The organism is Glaciecola sp. 2405UD65-10 (assembly GCF_048820975.1).
Classification (GTDB): domain Bacteria; phylum Pseudomonadota; class Gammaproteobacteria; order Enterobacterales; family Alteromonadaceae; genus Glaciecola.
Map to the genome: position 1 here is coordinate 588,044 of NZ_JBMEUF010000001.1, position 14,687 is coordinate 602,730.

At 42.1% G+C, this 14,687-nt stretch carries 12 protein-coding genes and 1 pseudogene; all 13 read left to right on the forward strand.

From position 1 onward, the window contains the following. Window positions 1-34 precede the first annotated feature (34 nt). Complete coding sequence (locus tag ACOI22_RS02660; protein ID WP_420669930.1) at window positions 35-661, forward strand: cation transporter; 627 nt, start codon at window positions 35-37, stop codon at window positions 659-661. Beyond that, window positions 658-1,023: a DUF3703 domain-containing protein gene (locus tag ACOI22_RS02665; protein ID WP_420669932.1), complete on the forward strand. Its 366-nt coding sequence runs from the start codon at window positions 658-660 to the stop codon at window positions 1,021-1,023. The genes ACOI22_RS02660 and ACOI22_RS02665 overlap by 4 nt, the downstream gene beginning before the upstream one ends. Beyond that, window positions 1,010-1,921 (forward strand): cation diffusion facilitator family transporter, encoded by a 912-nt coding sequence (locus ACOI22_RS02670; protein WP_420669934.1) that lies wholly within the window; start codon window positions 1,010-1,012, stop codon window positions 1,919-1,921. Before ACOI22_RS02665 ends, ACOI22_RS02670 begins: the two co-directional genes overlap by 14 nt. A 19-nt stretch (window positions 1,922-1,940) precedes the next feature. Further along, window positions 1,941-2,318 carry a hypothetical protein gene (locus ACOI22_RS02675; protein ID WP_420669936.1) on the forward strand — a complete coding sequence of 126 codons (378 nt, stop codon included), beginning with the start codon at window positions 1,941-1,943 and terminating at the stop codon, window positions 2,316-2,318. A gap of 71 nt (window positions 2,319-2,389) precedes the next feature. Then, a complete protein-coding gene (locus ACOI22_RS02680) occupies window positions 2,390-3,817 on the forward strand; it encodes a TolC family protein (protein ID WP_420669938.1) in 1,428 nt (475 codons plus the stop codon). Continuing rightward, on the forward strand, window positions 3,810-4,757 hold the full coding sequence (locus ACOI22_RS02685) for an efflux RND transporter periplasmic adaptor subunit (protein ID WP_420669940.1): 948 nt from the start codon (window positions 3,810-3,812) through the stop codon (window positions 4,755-4,757). The genes ACOI22_RS02680 and ACOI22_RS02685 overlap by 8 nt, the downstream gene beginning before the upstream one ends. 60 nt (window positions 4,758-4,817) lie before the next feature. Next, window positions 4,818-7,925 (forward strand): efflux RND transporter permease subunit, encoded by a 3,108-nt coding sequence (locus tag ACOI22_RS02690; protein WP_420669942.1) that lies wholly within the window; start codon window positions 4,818-4,820, stop codon window positions 7,923-7,925. Between the two features lie 139 nt (window positions 7,926-8,064). Beyond that, window positions 8,065-8,649, forward strand: a complete 585-nt coding sequence (locus ACOI22_RS02695; protein WP_420669944.1) for a methyltransferase family protein — start codon at window positions 8,065-8,067, stop codon at window positions 8,647-8,649. Between the two features lie 101 nt (window positions 8,650-8,750). Continuing rightward, window positions 8,751-10,136 carry an SMEK domain-containing protein gene (locus ACOI22_RS02700; protein ID WP_420669946.1) on the forward strand — a complete coding sequence of 462 codons (1,386 nt, stop codon included), beginning with the start codon at window positions 8,751-8,753 and terminating at the stop codon, window positions 10,134-10,136. A gap of 3 nt (window positions 10,137-10,139) precedes the next feature. After that, complete coding sequence (locus ACOI22_RS02705) at window positions 10,140-11,558, forward strand: argonaute/piwi family protein (RefSeq protein WP_420669948.1); 1,419 nt, start codon at window positions 10,140-10,142, stop codon at window positions 11,556-11,558. Window positions 11,559-11,647: 89 nt separating this feature from the next. Beyond that, on the forward strand, window positions 11,648-12,886 hold the full coding sequence (locus ACOI22_RS02710; RefSeq protein WP_420669950.1) for a tyrosine-type recombinase/integrase: 1,239 nt from the start codon (window positions 11,648-11,650) through the stop codon (window positions 12,884-12,886). A 3-nt stretch (window positions 12,887-12,889) separates the two neighbouring features. Further along, window positions 12,890-13,585, forward strand: a complete 696-nt coding sequence (locus tag ACOI22_RS02715; RefSeq protein ID WP_420669952.1) for a hypothetical protein — start codon at window positions 12,890-12,892, stop codon at window positions 13,583-13,585. 648 nt (window positions 13,586-14,233) lie between these two features. Further along, a pseudogene (locus ACOI22_RS02720) lies at window positions 14,234-14,458 on the forward strand (transposase zinc-binding domain-containing protein); the annotation flags it as partial. Between the last annotated feature and the right edge of the window lie 229 nt (window positions 14,459-14,687).

Consider the following 14,687-nt stretch of genomic DNA (forward strand, 5'->3'; position numbering starts at 1 on the left):
ACTTGTGTCATAAGTCAGTAAAGCGAGTGTTTTTATGAGCGGCTGTGGGTGCGATATTGAAATCAAAGACCAAGAACAAAAAAGGGTGTTGTATTGGTTATTAGGCATTAATGCCGTGATGTTTGTCGTTGAAATGAGTGTAGGGTTATTGGCTGACTCAACGGCGCTTATTGCAGATGCATTGGATATGCTTGCGGATGCGGTTGTGTATGGCATTGGTATTTATGCCGTGGGTAAAACCATCACTCACAAAGCAAATGCCGCAAAAATTAGCGGATATTTTCAATTGATTCTAGGCCTCATTATTTTATTTGATATTGCTCGTCGTTCGATAATAGGAAGTGACCCTGAGTCATTGTTTATGATGGGGATGGGTTTTGTTGCCCTAATCGCTAACGTTATATGTTTAGCCATCATTAGAAAACAGAAGAGCGGCGAAGTACATATGCGAGCGAGTTGGATTTTCTCGGCGAATGACGTTATTGCCAACATGGGCGTAATTGTAGCGGGCGTGACGGTTTATCTATTTGACACTCGCTGGCCCGATTTAGTGATTGGCTTTATTGTTTCAATCATCGTTTTGCGAGGTGCAGTCTTAATCTTAAAAGATGCTAAGCAAGAACTTCGTAATAACAGCGCATCCAATGGAGAAGTGTTATGAATTTTACACAAGCAGCAAAACCTTATGTAGAAGAAAAATTAAGAGATGCTCAACATGCATTTACAAATCAAGATGAAGAAACAGGATTTAAAGCCCTTGAGGATGCGCATGTAATTGGTCAACACTCTACTTTTCATCATACCCTAGTACACTATGAAATGTTCAAATTTGGATTAAAGCGCAAGGACATTAAAGAAGTCTTTGGGCAAATTTTCAGGCTGATTGGTGCCGTTACCAAAACGGCTATTGGTTTGTTACCAGAGGGCAATACGGGCGGGGCAAATGTAAGCCCGTTCAAACCCATGCCTATTTCACAAGCAAATAAAGCAATCTTGGATAAGATTAGACATGCACAGTCATAACCACTCACATAGCCATACGCACTCAGGTGGAAATTCAGACGCTGCATCAAGGCGCATTGGCTGGGCGTTCTTTTTAAATGTGGTATTCACTATCATCGAGTTTATCGGTGGTTGGCTAACCAACAGCACCGCTATTATGGCTGACGCGGTGCATGATTTGGGCGATAGTTTGTCGATTGGCACAGCGTGGGGACTGAATAAGCTTAGCGATAAATCAGCTAATAAAACCTTCTCATATGGGTATAAGCGCTTTTCTTTATTGGGCGCGTTGATTAACGGTTTAGTGCTCACGGTAGGCTCTATTTGGATATTGTTTGAAGCGATCCCACGTTTGGCTGCGCCTGAAATGCCCCAAGTAGAGGGAATGTTAGCTTTATCTATTTTTGGTATGGCAGTAAACGGTTTCGCCGCTTATAAACTAAGCGAAGGAACGTCGTTAAACGAACGAGTGCTTAATTGGCATTTGCTAGAAGATGTTCTCGGTTGGGTGGCAGTATTTATCGTATCCATCGTCTTAATGTTTAAGCCTTGGGCGATTTTAGATCCCATCTTATCCATTGGCTTCACTTTGTTCATTCTCTTCAATGTGTTTCGTAACCTAAAAGAAACCCTGATGCTATTTTTACAGGCAACGCCAGATGAAGAGCAAATGTCAACAATCCGAAACGACTTGCTTGCAAAAGATAAGGTAAGCAACCTCCATCACTTTCACATTTGGTCTTTAGACGGAGAGCGCAATGTTATGACCGTCCACCTTGTCTTAAAGGGGGAAGTCAGTGTTGAACACATTCAGTCATTGAAAGAGAGCATACAAAGTTCATTAGCAAAATATGATTTTGAACATACTACAGTAGAGTTAGAATTTGCTGATGAACAATGTCGTGACGAAGTGAAATAGGCTTGGTAGACTGGCACTTATGAAAAATTTAAAACGTATAAGTTACATCATGATCTCGCTGATACTCTTTCAGTCGTTTTCTGCTGTGGCCAATTCATTAGATTTTCATGCAATAGATACACAACATCTGCAACATGAACACCAGCATTCAGAACACAATCAAGCTTCAAACGATATTTCCACTAAAGCGCTTGATGAGTCAGCAAAAGCAGATCACCATAATCCTGCCGATTGCCATCATTGTGGCCACTGCCACGGTACGCATGCACAGTGGTTAAGTCAGCACAACATCAACAATCTACAATCCGTGGTGTCTATCCACCACTTTAATTATTTGGATGCGATTATCGACGCACCCGTCAATCGATTATTACGCCCACCCAAAACACCATCCTAATATCGCTTTTGATAGTGTCGCGTTGAAGACTCTCGCGACGCAAAATATTGATAAATTATTAGGATATTCTAATGAAAATGTTTCATATTTTTGTGCCTGCACGCGCCATTGCGTTTGCTTGCATGCTGGGCTTAACATTGAGTCCAATTACCGCACAAGCGGTGCAAACTAATCGCTATATAGATGAAGGTGTTCAAGCGCCCGTGCGAGAAACGCTAAGCCTTGAAGATACAATCAGACTTACACTTGCCAACAATCCAAGTTTGTATGAGTTTGAATTTAGACAGCGAGTAATTGACGGTGAATCAAAAACCGCCGCGCTTAAACCCGCACTGAACGCAGGGATTGAACTAGAGAACTTTATGGGAACCGGCGAGGTGTCGGGCATTAAGGAGCTTGAAGTCAGTTTGACCTTGTCATCTGTCCTACAGCTCAATGACAAGCCTAGCGCAAGATTAGACGTACTCTCTGAGCGTAAAATACAACAAGAGGTGGAAAAGAAAATACGCACATTGGATGTCCTTGGCGAGCTGAATCGTCGTTACATCGAAGCACTCGTATTACAGGCCACCTTAGACGTGCAAAACGACGCAGAGGCACTTGCACTCTATACCTATAACGCAGTTTCTAAGCGCGTTGATGCAGGCGCGTCTCCATTGCTAGAGCAAAAACGCGCCCAAGCAGCGCTAGCCCAAGCAAAACTCGATGTTAAATTAGCTCAAGAAGGTCTTCAATTTGCATTGCGCAGTCTTGCCATCATGTGGGGCGAACAAACGCCCACTTTTAAGCGTGTGGAAGGTAAGCTTTTTGCGTTTCAAGACATTGGGTCATTCGAGATGCTTTCTGCCGCTATCCAAAGCAGTCCGCATATAGAGTTGTTCGCAAAACAAAGCCGTGTTCAAGCAGCGCAGCTTAGATTAGTGCAAGCCAACAATCGAGCTGATATTGAGTGGTCAGCGGGTATTCGGCGACTACAAGGTATTGATGAAACTGCTTTAATAGCCGGGATCAGCGTGCCATTGTTTCAACAAAAACGAAACTTAGGTGAATACGAGGCGCAAAAAGCTCGCCTTGATGAAATAGAGGTGCAAAAACAGAGTAACGTGCGCAGTCTTTTACATTCAGTTAATCAAGCTTTAGGTGAGCACACACGCGCATTATTAGAGGTTGACGCTATCCAACAAACTGTCATACCGCCTCTTACAGAAGCCTTGGATTTAGTCGAAAGCGCCTATTTAGATGGCCGGTTTAGCTATTTGGAGTGGGTATCTACTCGACAAGAGTTCTTAAATACGCGCCTGACATTAATCGAGGCGGCGTCTCAAGTGCACCTAAGCAAAACAGAAATTGAAACGCTTACCGGTCTTGCACTTAAGACTGCACAAAGTCGCACTGCAAAAACTGATATTGCAAACAACAACCCTTCAAAGAAGCTAGCGCACAACGTCAGTATGCAGCAGCCATCAAACATTTCGATAAGAAGTAGCGATCATGAATAAATTTACTCAATTAAAAACATTCACAATATTAAAAGTACTCGTTTTAAGCGTCACGCTAATGATGATACAAGGACAGTTAATCGCGGGAGACAAACACGCAGATGGTGATTCTCATGAGGACGATAAACACGCAGGTGAAGTCGTTACGATGAGCGACGAGACTGCTATGCAAAATGGCATTACCACCACAAATGTCATCGCTGGCGACATTGCGCTTTCGACCACACTTTATGGCCGAATAAGTGCAGATCCGGCCTCATTGAGCCATATTAGAGCGCGTTTTGACGGTGTGATCAAAGACGTCAAAGTTAATATTGGCGACACAGTTAAAAAAGGGGATGTTTTAGCGGTCGTAGAATCAAATGAGAGTTTAAAAAGCTACTCAATTACATCTCCATTTGATGGCAACGTAATAGCTCGGCATGCCAACAATGGTGAGTTATCAAACGGACAAGTACTATTTTCCTTAGCCAACTACAAGGATGTGTGGGCACAGTTAACCGTGTTCTCGCAGCACCTCGGCAAAATTAAGGTTGGACAAGCTGTTGAATTAAGGCATGCAAACTTTGAGCAGCTATCTGAAATTGCCTACCTGACGCCATCGGCTGATGGTAGTCCGCATTTGTTAGCCAATGTTACGGTTGACAATAGCAGTGGCTATTGGCCATTAGGCACCTTGGTAAAAGCGCAGGTAACAACTGCAACGAAGACCGTGACTCATATGGTGCCTGTGACTGCCATTCAAGAGTATGAAGACAAGCAAGTGGTGTTTGTTAACCATGATAATGAATATAAACCACGCCCCGTGCAGCTCGGTGTGACGGATGGTCGCTTTATTGAAGTCATAAGCGGCATTGAAATAGGTGAGCGTGTGGTGGCTACCAATAGTTACCTTATTAAAGCAGATCTGGAAAAATCGGAGGCCGGTCATGACCATTAATGCCTTTATACAACGCAAGTATGCGTGTCTGCTACTGCAAGCCTTTAAGGGAGGCTTAACATGCTAGCTTCCATTATTCGCACTGCAATAGACAGGCGCGGTATATTTTTGATGCTGAGTTTTTTAGTCATTGGTTTTGGCTTATTTAGTTACCAAAAGCTGCCTATTGACGCCGTACCCGATATCACCAATGTCCAAGTACAAATCAATACTCAAGCAACAGGTTATTCGCCGCTTGAAACCGAGCAGCGCATCACCTTTTTGGCTGAAAACGCTTTAGCGGGTTTGCCAAACTTAGATTATACCCGCTCACTATCTCGTTATGGCTTGTCTCAAGTGACCGCCGTATTTGAAGAAGGCACCGACCTGTATTTTGCCAGAAACCTCATTAATGAGCGGATAGGCATTATTAAAAGTCAGTTACCTGAGGGGATTGAGCCAGAAATGGGGCCGATTGCCACGGGTTTGGGTGAAATCTACATGTACACGCTCAGCGCTGAGCCGGGCACATTGACGGCTGACGGCAGAGACTTTGATGCGATGGCACTACGAGAACTGCATGACTGGGTGGTGAAACCTCAACTCGCTTTAGTAAAAGGAATAACAGAGGTTAACGCTATTGGCGGCTTTACCAAGCAATATCATGTGAATCCTGATCCTCAACGTATGCTTAATTATAGTGTGAGCACCGACGATCTGCTACGGGCATTGGAGCGAAATAATGCCAATCAAGGTGCCGGATATATCGAACGTAACGGTCAACAGATACTGGTACGCTCTCAAGCACAACTGGCCACAATTGAAGATATAGGTAATGTAGTAGTAACACTCACTAACCAATCTCCAGTGACCGTCAACGATATTGCCGAGGTGGCTATTGGCAAAGAGCTTCGAACGGGGGCTGCGACACGGGAGGGTAAGGAAACCGTCTTAGGCACTGCCATGATGCTCATTGGTGAAAATAGTCGTGCTGTGGCCTTGGCAGTGGCTGACAAAGTGGATGAAATCCAAGCTAGCTTGCCTGAAGGTGTGGTATTAGAAACTGTTTACGATCGCACCGCGCTGGTAGATAAAGCCATCAATACCGTCCGTAAAAACCTTATTGAAGGCGCATTACTGGTGATTGTGGTGTTGTTTCTTCTGCTTGGCAATATAAGAGCCGCCATCATTACCGCCGCTGTGATACCGCTCGCTATGCTCGCCACAATAACAGGGATGGTGCAAACGGGCGTAAGCGCAAACTTAATGAGCTTAGGAGCGCTAGACTTCGGGTTAATTGTAGATGGTGCGGTTATCATCGTTGAAAATTGCATTAGGCGATTAAGTGAAGCGCAGCGGCGAACCGGCTCAGTGCTGCTCATCAAGGAAAGACTTGAAGTTGTATATGAAGCAACCAACGAAGTAATACGACCTAGTCTTTTTGGCGTGATGATTATTACCATTGTATATATACCTATTTTTAGTTTAACAGGGGTAGAGGGGAAGATGTTTCACCCGATGGCGGCCACCGTCATCTTGGCATTACTTGCTGCGATGGTGTTCTCAATCACTATTGTGCCAGCAGCCGTTGCGATGTTTATGTCGGGTAAAGTCAGTGAAAAAGAGAGCCCAATTATCGTTGGGGCGAAATCGGTGTATCGTCCTGTTCTGTTATGGGCGCTGAAACTACGTTGGTTAGTAATAGGCGCAGCGACATTATTGGTTGTTGTAAGCGTTTGGCTAAGCATGCGACTTGGCTCTGAATTTATTCCTCAACTTGATGAGGGTGATATTGCCTTGCACGCTATGCGAGTGCCCGGCACTGGCATTGAGCAAGCCGTTGATATGCAAAAAAGGCTTGAAGACGTCATTATGCAGTACCCACAAGTGAGCACTGTTTTTGCTAAAACCGGCACGGCAGAAGTTGCCACAGATGCCATGCCGCCCAATGTTACCGATACGTTTGTGATGTTGAAACCCGTCGACCAATGGCCAGATCCTACTTTATCCAAAGCCGAGTTTGTCGAGCAAATGGAGCGTGAACTTCAAAGCGTGCCCGGCAATAATTACGAGTTTACTCAACCTATACAAATGCGATTTAACGAGTTAATTAGTGGCGTTAGAGCCGACTTAGGCATAAAAATTTATGGTGATGATTTAAATAAACTGCGCGATTCGGCCGGTGATATATTAGCGGTACTGCAAGATATACCCGGCGCTGCGGATGCACGCGTTGAGCAAGTTGATGAAATTCCTATCTTTACCGTAAATCCCAAACCTTATGCTTTAGCGCGTTATAATTTGGACGTCACTGACCTGCAAACTTGGTTAAGCGGTTCGATTGGCGGCAAAGAGGCAGGCTTGATATTCGAGGGCGACAGGCGATTCGAGATAGTCGTTCGCTACTCAGAGGATATTCGCAATAATCTTGATACGCTAGGCAGCATACCTATTATGACAGGGGATGGTGATTATGTGCCTATAGCAGAAGTTGCAACGCTTGAATATGCCAGCATACCCAGTCAAATCAGCCGAGAAAACGCCAAGCGCCGTATTGTGGTAACGGCGAATGTAAGAGAGCGCGACCTAGGCTCGTTTGTTACTGAAGCAAAAATGCAAATAGCAGAAAATGTCGTATTGCCAAGTGGTTATTGGGTTGATTATGGCGGTACGTTCGAGCAGCTTGAAAGTGCGAGTCAGCGATTAAGCCTTGTTGTGCCAGCGACGCTTTTCTTAATTCTTGCATTGCTAGTCATTGCCTTTGGCTCCGTGAAAGATGCATTGATAATTTTCACCGGTGTGCCTTTAGCATTAACAGGTGGCGTTTTTGCGCTATGGGTGAGAGACATGCCCTTGTCTATATCAGCAGGCGTTGGTTTTATTGCGCTGTCTGGCATTGCTGTGCTTAACGGTTTAGTTATGTTGTCGTTTATCCGTCAAAGGCTGGAAGAGACAGGAGAGTTAATCAACTCTATTGTCGATGGTGCATTAACGCGTTTGCGGCCGGTACTGATGACGGCATTGGTTGCTAGCCTTGGTTTTGTGCCTATGGCGCTGAATGTGGGAACGGGAGCAGAGGTACAGCGTCCGTTGGCGACGGTAGTTATTGGCGGGATAATATCTTCTACCTTACTTACATTGATAGTTTTACCTGTGTTATATCGACTTGTGCACAGCAGGAAGAATTAGCCATATTTGGGGCATTAGCCGTTGTTAATTAATGCCCCAGTTTTACTCATTGCACTTAAACGTCATCGATATGTGTTGACCCTATATTAAGTATAGAGTTTATAATCATATTTTTATGATATAACTAAAAAGGGTAGATATGATTTCGCTGGTGTTGATAAGTGCTTTTATATTGCTTGCAGTAGTTGCTCGAAGCTTTGTGCAATATAAAAGGAATGGGGATTTTGGCATTAGAGCAGCCTCGTTAAGCGCTCCGATGATAGAGATTTTGCCCGGTACTATGTTTGTGATTACATTTTGCCTAGCGTTTGGTGTGATACTCATTGGGTATTTTGGCAAAGTGCCCCTTTTGTTTGTTGTTCCACTGCCATTTCAGGCTTTAGGTCTTGCGGTTGGGACTTGTGGAATACTCGTCACGCTCTTATCTCAAATCCAAATGGGTGATTCATGGCGAATTGGTGTCGACCAGAAAGAAACGACGACGCTCATTACGCATGGTATTTATGCAAGGTCTCGAAATCCGATTTATTTCGGCATTTATATATTTTGGTTGGGGTTATGTTTCACATTCGCACATCTACTGCTATGGGCTTGCGCCTTAATATGCTGGATTTGCATTGAACTGATTGTTCGGAAAATTGAAGAGCCATATTTAATAGAAGTGCATGGGGATGTGTTTCAAAAATACATGCGGGAGACTAATCGATACATACCTAAGTTATGACGTTCGTTTAATTTTTAAAAATATACGATGTGAGACTTGATTTATAAAAACTGAGCACCAATGTATACTGTATATATTATCAGTAGGGTAAAGGGAGTCACATGGATGTATTAAATGTTGAAAACGAACTTCGCGAAGTTGTAGCCAGAGTAGTGACTCAAGTAGAGCTTGCGAGCAAGCAAGGCCGCTTAGACATAAATTTAGCGATGGAAGATGCTTTTATTCCTATCCTCAAAGAGTTGTTTCACCTACCAAAGCTGCACAATTTGAATGCTAAGCAGAAGAATTATCCTGGAATAGACTTAGGAGATGAATATGATCGGGTCGCATTTCAGGTAACCGCAACTACAGACCTTGAAAAGGTTAAGAAAACACTCTCAATCTTTATTGATAAAGACTACCAGTCAAACTTTGATGAGCTCTTTATTTTGATGCTTGTAGGCAAACAGAAGAGCTATTCTCAACAGGCCATTGATAAAATAACAGGACCGAAATTTAGCTTTAATGCGAAAACGCAGATCATAGATTGCGGTGACATTTTGTCAAAAGTAACAGACTTAAGGGTAACTGCACAACGTCGCATATTGCACGAATTTAAACTCATACTTGGTGAAATTGATGGTTATTTAGCGCTTCGCGAACCCAAAACTGATGTACCAGTTGTATTCACGTCAAATCTAGCGCCCATTAATTTTCCGCCAAAGGTTTTCATCGCTGAAACCACCATAAATAAAAAGGAGGTGCTTTCCCGAGCAAAGAAAGAGCTAGAATACAAGGGCAGGAAGTCAGATATGCTCATGTGCATTCGACTTGCTCTACAACTTGAAGGATCTAGTTTTGCAGGATGGGCCTTTCATGATGGGAAAATATTCACGTTTGATAATTTTGAAGCCAACACTGCGCTTAAGTCTTTAATTGATGTCGGAACAATCGAGGAAGTAGGTAGTGATGAGTTATATAACTCAGAATATGTAGAATATGAAAATGTGCTTAAATCGCTTCTTCAAGGCCAAATACGGGAGCAACTGATACCGCATAATGTAAATTTCGATATGTATGAAAAGCAATTTTATTTCAACAGAGAAAGCGAAAAGCAAACTCATAGAAAAGAAACATGGAAAGGCATGAAAACAGCTCATAGAACAGTTTTTGAGCGTGTTGATAGTAAGAAAGAGCCAGGAAGTCTAGCGCATTACAAGCACTTAAGCTTTCAATTAAGGTTTATTTATACAATGGGTCAGTACCATGCCTTGATTGTGCCAAGTTGGCTTTATACCTATAACTCTTTTCGACGAAGCCGTTTTCACGACAAACTAGTAACGAAGCAGAAGAAGCTTGAAAATAATCAAGCTGTTCGAAATTTAACTCGGTTCATTGCTTTTTATCTTTCTCAAATGACAGACCAAGAAGTTAAGTTTGGCTCCCTGATTCAGCTTGTTCCAGAAAACATCACTGAAGATGTAGTCGATATCGATGAGGAGGAGTAACGAGTGAAAGTTACCGTAATTGAAGAGCCACTATTGGAATTTGGTAAGGGAACTCATATTTGTCCGCGTAATGGAATAGAACGAATGGGTGTTTATGATACTAAGGATGAACTTAGGCGTTCAGAGCTAAGACTTGGAATAGTAGGCAGGGGAGAGGGAGTAGATAAGCTAGACGTTTGGTTAGACTTATGTCGCAATGGTATTGTCGGCAAAGAAAGTGAATTATCAAACCTGTTTAAAGGATTTGGTGGCGTTTCGGCGGACTATGGTTTTTTCACGCGATTATTATCTTCACCAAGTTTCACTCGCGCAATTCAGAAATCTTCAATTGTGAAAGTGAGTCGTATTAAGACAAGAGAAGAGCGAGTAGTCGCGGCAGTTAACTTGTACTACGAGCAAGTTCAATTTCTCGCAGAAAATCGAGCCATTGATGTCATAATATGCGTGATACCAGAAGAGCTATTTGTGTCATTAACGCAGAAAGATGCTGGCTCAAAAAAAGATACCGGCTCAATAGAGCAATATATGGAGCATGACTTTAGACGCCTATTGAAAGCGAAATGTATGCACCTTGGGATACCGTTACAACTTGTTCTAGAGAGTACATTGTTAACAGGAAAAGCAAATAGAGGCAATCAAGACGATGCTACTCGGGCCTGGAATTTTGCAACGGCTTTGTACTATAAAGGCAACAAGACTGTCCCGTGGAGATTAAAAGAAGAACGATTTAAGCCAAAAAGTTGCTACGTCGGTATTGGGTTCTATAAGAGTCGCGATGGTGAGACTATATCAACTAGTCTAGCGCAAGTATTTGATGAATTTGGTCATGGCGTTATTTTACGCGGAACACCTGTAGTCATTGACAAAAATGACAAGCGACCATTTATGTCAGAAGAACAAGCATACAATTTGTTAAGCTCAGCGTTATCTGAATACGATAAAGCGTTGATGCAAATGCCAGCCAGAATTGTTATACATAAGACTTCAAAATTTCGCGACACAGAAATCAGAGGGTTTTGTCGTGTGCTAGAAGAGAAAAGCGTGCGTTCGAAGGATTTTGTTTCTATCACGAATACGGATATACGATTATTTAGTCAAACAAGCTATCCACCAAAGAGAGGGACATTACTTTCAATAAATGAAAATGAAGGCGTTCTATACACACGCGGCACCATTGATTTTTATCAAACTTATCCTGGCGCGTATGTTCCTAATCCATTGAAAATAGATGTATATGAGAACGATTCATCATTAGAAGAATTAGCAGAAGAAATTCTGGGTTTGACCAAAATGAATTGGAATAACACACAGTTAGATGGGAGATTACCGATAACGCTCGAGTGTGCCAAAAAAGTAGGCGATATTATGAAATATGTGGATCTAGGCGAAAAACCTCAAGTCAGTTATAGTTTTTATATGTAACATCTCTTATGTCTAATACGGTTTAGTATTAGACATAGTATAAAATGTAAGTTATATTGTATATAGACTAACTCACGATTGCTCACGCTTTGGCCACGACTAAACCTACACCTTTGTTTCCAACTTATGCTGAACTGACTGAGCTGAGTATTAGTGACTATCCGCAGTTGTCTGCATACTTAGAGAATCAACCTAAATGGATGAAGCAACATTGGCACTGGGCAAAGGATTATCTACTTTATATTGGTCGCAACAAATCTGAACACACGTACGTGCGTTTTCGAAACGACATCGAAAAGTTTTTACTGTGGGTGTTTATGGTTGATAAGCAGCCTGTTGACGATTTACGCAAAGCTGATATTTTGCGTTACATTGATTTTTGTGTCGCGCCGCCTGTTAAATGGATCAGCACTCAGTTACATGACAGGTTTAATCTAAGCAACGGATATTTTGCTTCAAACCTTAACTGGACACCATTTAGGCAAACGCCGCCAAAATATGATAAAGACCGAGTACTCGACCCCAAAAAATACAAACCGTCTCTACAGACCCTAGAATCTACATTTGTTGCGCTTAGTTCATTTTACCGACACCTGATTGATGAGGAAATTTGCTTTGGCAATCCCATCCCATTAGCGAAGCGTGATTGCAAGCACATGATAAAAGATAGCCAGGTAAAAACTATCAGCCGGCTAACAGAGCACCAGTGGCAATATCTGCTCGATACCGCGGTTGAATTAGCCGATACAGACGCCCTTTTTGAACGAAATTTATTCATAATATCTACAATGAAAACCTTGTTTCTTCGGCTATCTGAACTTTCGGAAAGACAAGACTGGTCACCCGTGATGAGCCATTTTTGGACAGATGAAGATAATAATTGGTGGTTTAAAGTCTACGGAAAAGGCAAGAAAATACGCGATATTACCGTACCTCAAGGTTATTTAAGTTACTTAAAGCGTTATCGTGAGTGGCGTGGCCTGTCTTCGCTACCATCAAAGGGTGAGCAAACCGTATTGGTAGAGAAAGTTAGAGGGCGTGGCGGGCTAACAGGTCGTCAGATAAGTAGGCTCATTCAACAAGTATTTGATGCGGCATATCAAAAAATGAAAAACGAACAAGGACTAGATGCTGCTCAAAAACTAAATGAAGCTACAACACACTATTTGCGCCACACGGGTGCAAGCATGGAAATTGAGCGTGACAGACCGCTCAAGGATCTTTCAGAAGACCTAGGCCATGCTAGTAGCGCCACCACCGATACAGTATATGTCCAAGTTGAGCGAAAAAAACGTGCCTCATCTGGTAAAGATAGGAAAGTAGAGTAGTTAATGGGAACCAATACATGTTACATGTGCGACGATTTGGCGACAACGAAAGAGCACATACCACCAAAAGCCTTATTTCCCAAACAAAAAGATTTGCTTGGGGAATTCAGTCTACGCAAAGAACTAATAACGGTGCCATCTTGTGAGGAACACAATAATAATAAAAGTAGAGACGATGAATATTTAGTATTTTGTCTATCTACGTGCTTTCATGGAAACGACATAAAGGAGCAATTATTTAACACGAAGATTATGCGGGCAATTGAAAGGCGTCCTGACACGTATTCGAACTTTTTAGATAATTATCAACGTGTAATGCTGAAACATCCAGATGGAAAAGTAGAACATACCGCTGCGTATTCAATCGACCTAAAACGTTTTGATAACGTGTTATCACATATAGCACGAGGCTTATATTACCATCACACTCAAACTAAATGGGAAGGACCAGCACTTGTCATGAGCAATGAATTACGTGATCTAAGCTCTAAAAATTCCGATGAAATTAATACAATTGCTGATGATACTATTGAGCGAGTAAGTGCATTTTTATTTGATACAGAAAGTTATGGCCAAAATCCAGAAGTGTTCTCTTATAAAATTCATGACAGTAGGCCCAAGGGCTTCGTAATTCTAATGAAATTCTACTCGGCAATAACAGTAGCGGTAACGTTAGCTGAAAATAGTAAAATCAAGTAATTTCGGCATATGAATTAGAGGCTTAGCCGAAATTATCGAAAATCAGAGACCTAAACGGTAGTTCAGCCTAGAAACCGTAAATTCTCATTCAAGAATAGACGTGTGATTAAGTAAAAGTGCCAGTAAATAAGTTCGTATATACGTGGCTTTCAGGACTCATAACTGGCATCTTTACTTTATTTTTAAATAAGTAAAAGTGCCAGTAACTCATCAATAAAGTAAAAATGCCAGTTTCAGGTGAATAATAATATCAATCACTTAAGTTATACTATTTTAAGTGCTTCTGGTTTGCGTCAATTGCAGCGAGTCGAACTTACATTAATTTAACTTAATTTTGAGAATATTTATAACTATTTCTTTTAGATAAAATGACAAAAATTGACGTAATACATTCGATGATTTCCGCTTTATTTTCGATTCTGCGAGTATCTTTACTCACAACGAATTCTTGTATTTTAATTTCTACTGCATTAAGCCATGAATAAGGACCGAAATGTAGTAAATTTATGCATGACGCAAGTGAGCCCGAACGAATACTAAGCAAAAGCTAGTCCTTGAGATAAGGCCCTAGGGTCATGTTCCCCCCCCCCTTAAAGACTGAACGGCATCGGAGACCGTGCATTAACAGTGAGTCTGCATTCACAACGAAAGTTTGTTGAGCGTGAGTTTGACGATTTTTTGCGGTGTGGTCTCTTAGAGCATGAATTCTTAAGAGTGGTATGTGGAGATTGCAAGCATGAGAAACTTGTTGCTTTTAGTTGTAAACGCAGAGGTTTTTACCCTAGCTGCGGAGCCAAAAGAATGGCCGAAAGTGCAGCGCTACTGGTAGATGACGTAATACAAGGTTACCCTGTAAGGCAATGGGTTTTAAGCCTTATCACGCGAGAAGCATGAGTTGGGCTAAACGTCCGTAGCCGGCCAGTGAGAACGAGTGTTCAATATTGATATTAGCGAATGCGAAAAATGCCAAAAGCTTAATGCGACGATAATTGCTTGCATTATAGACACCGTCGTTATTCAAAAAATATTGGCACATTTAGATAAAAAGTACCTTACTTCTAAACAAACACCGCTATTACCACCTTTGCGTGCCCCACCTGAC

Excerpts from the sequence above, each read along its gene's own strand:
- ACOI22_RS02675 (WP_420669936.1), top strand. The coding sequence starts at position 1,941 with ATGAAAAATTTAAAACGTATAAGTTACATCATGATCTCGCTGATACTC.
- ACOI22_RS02690 (WP_420669942.1), top strand. The coding sequence starts at position 4,818 with ATGCTAGCTTCCATTATTCGCACTGCAATAGACAGGCGCGGTATATTT.
- ACOI22_RS02670 (WP_420669934.1), top strand. The coding sequence starts at position 1,010 with ATGCACAGTCATAACCACTCACATAGCCATACGCACTCAGGTGGAAAT.
- ACOI22_RS02685 (WP_420669940.1), top strand. The coding sequence starts at position 3,810 with ATGAATAAATTTACTCAATTAAAAACATTCACAATATTAAAAGTACTC.
- ACOI22_RS02695 (WP_420669944.1), top strand. The coding sequence starts at position 8,065 with ATGATTTCGCTGGTGTTGATAAGTGCTTTTATATTGCTTGCAGTAGTT.
- ACOI22_RS02660 (WP_420669930.1), top strand. The coding sequence starts at position 35 with ATGAGCGGCTGTGGGTGCGATATTGAAATCAAAGACCAAGAACAAAAA.
- ACOI22_RS02700 (WP_420669946.1), top strand. The coding sequence starts at position 8,751 with ATGGATGTATTAAATGTTGAAAACGAACTTCGCGAAGTTGTAGCCAGA.
- ACOI22_RS02680 (WP_420669938.1), top strand. The coding sequence starts at position 2,390 with ATGAAAATGTTTCATATTTTTGTGCCTGCACGCGCCATTGCGTTTGCT.
- ACOI22_RS02715 (WP_420669952.1), top strand. The coding sequence starts at position 12,890 with ATGGGAACCAATACATGTTACATGTGCGACGATTTGGCGACAACGAAA.
- ACOI22_RS02665 (WP_420669932.1), top strand. The coding sequence starts at position 658 with ATGAATTTTACACAAGCAGCAAAACCTTATGTAGAAGAAAAATTAAGA.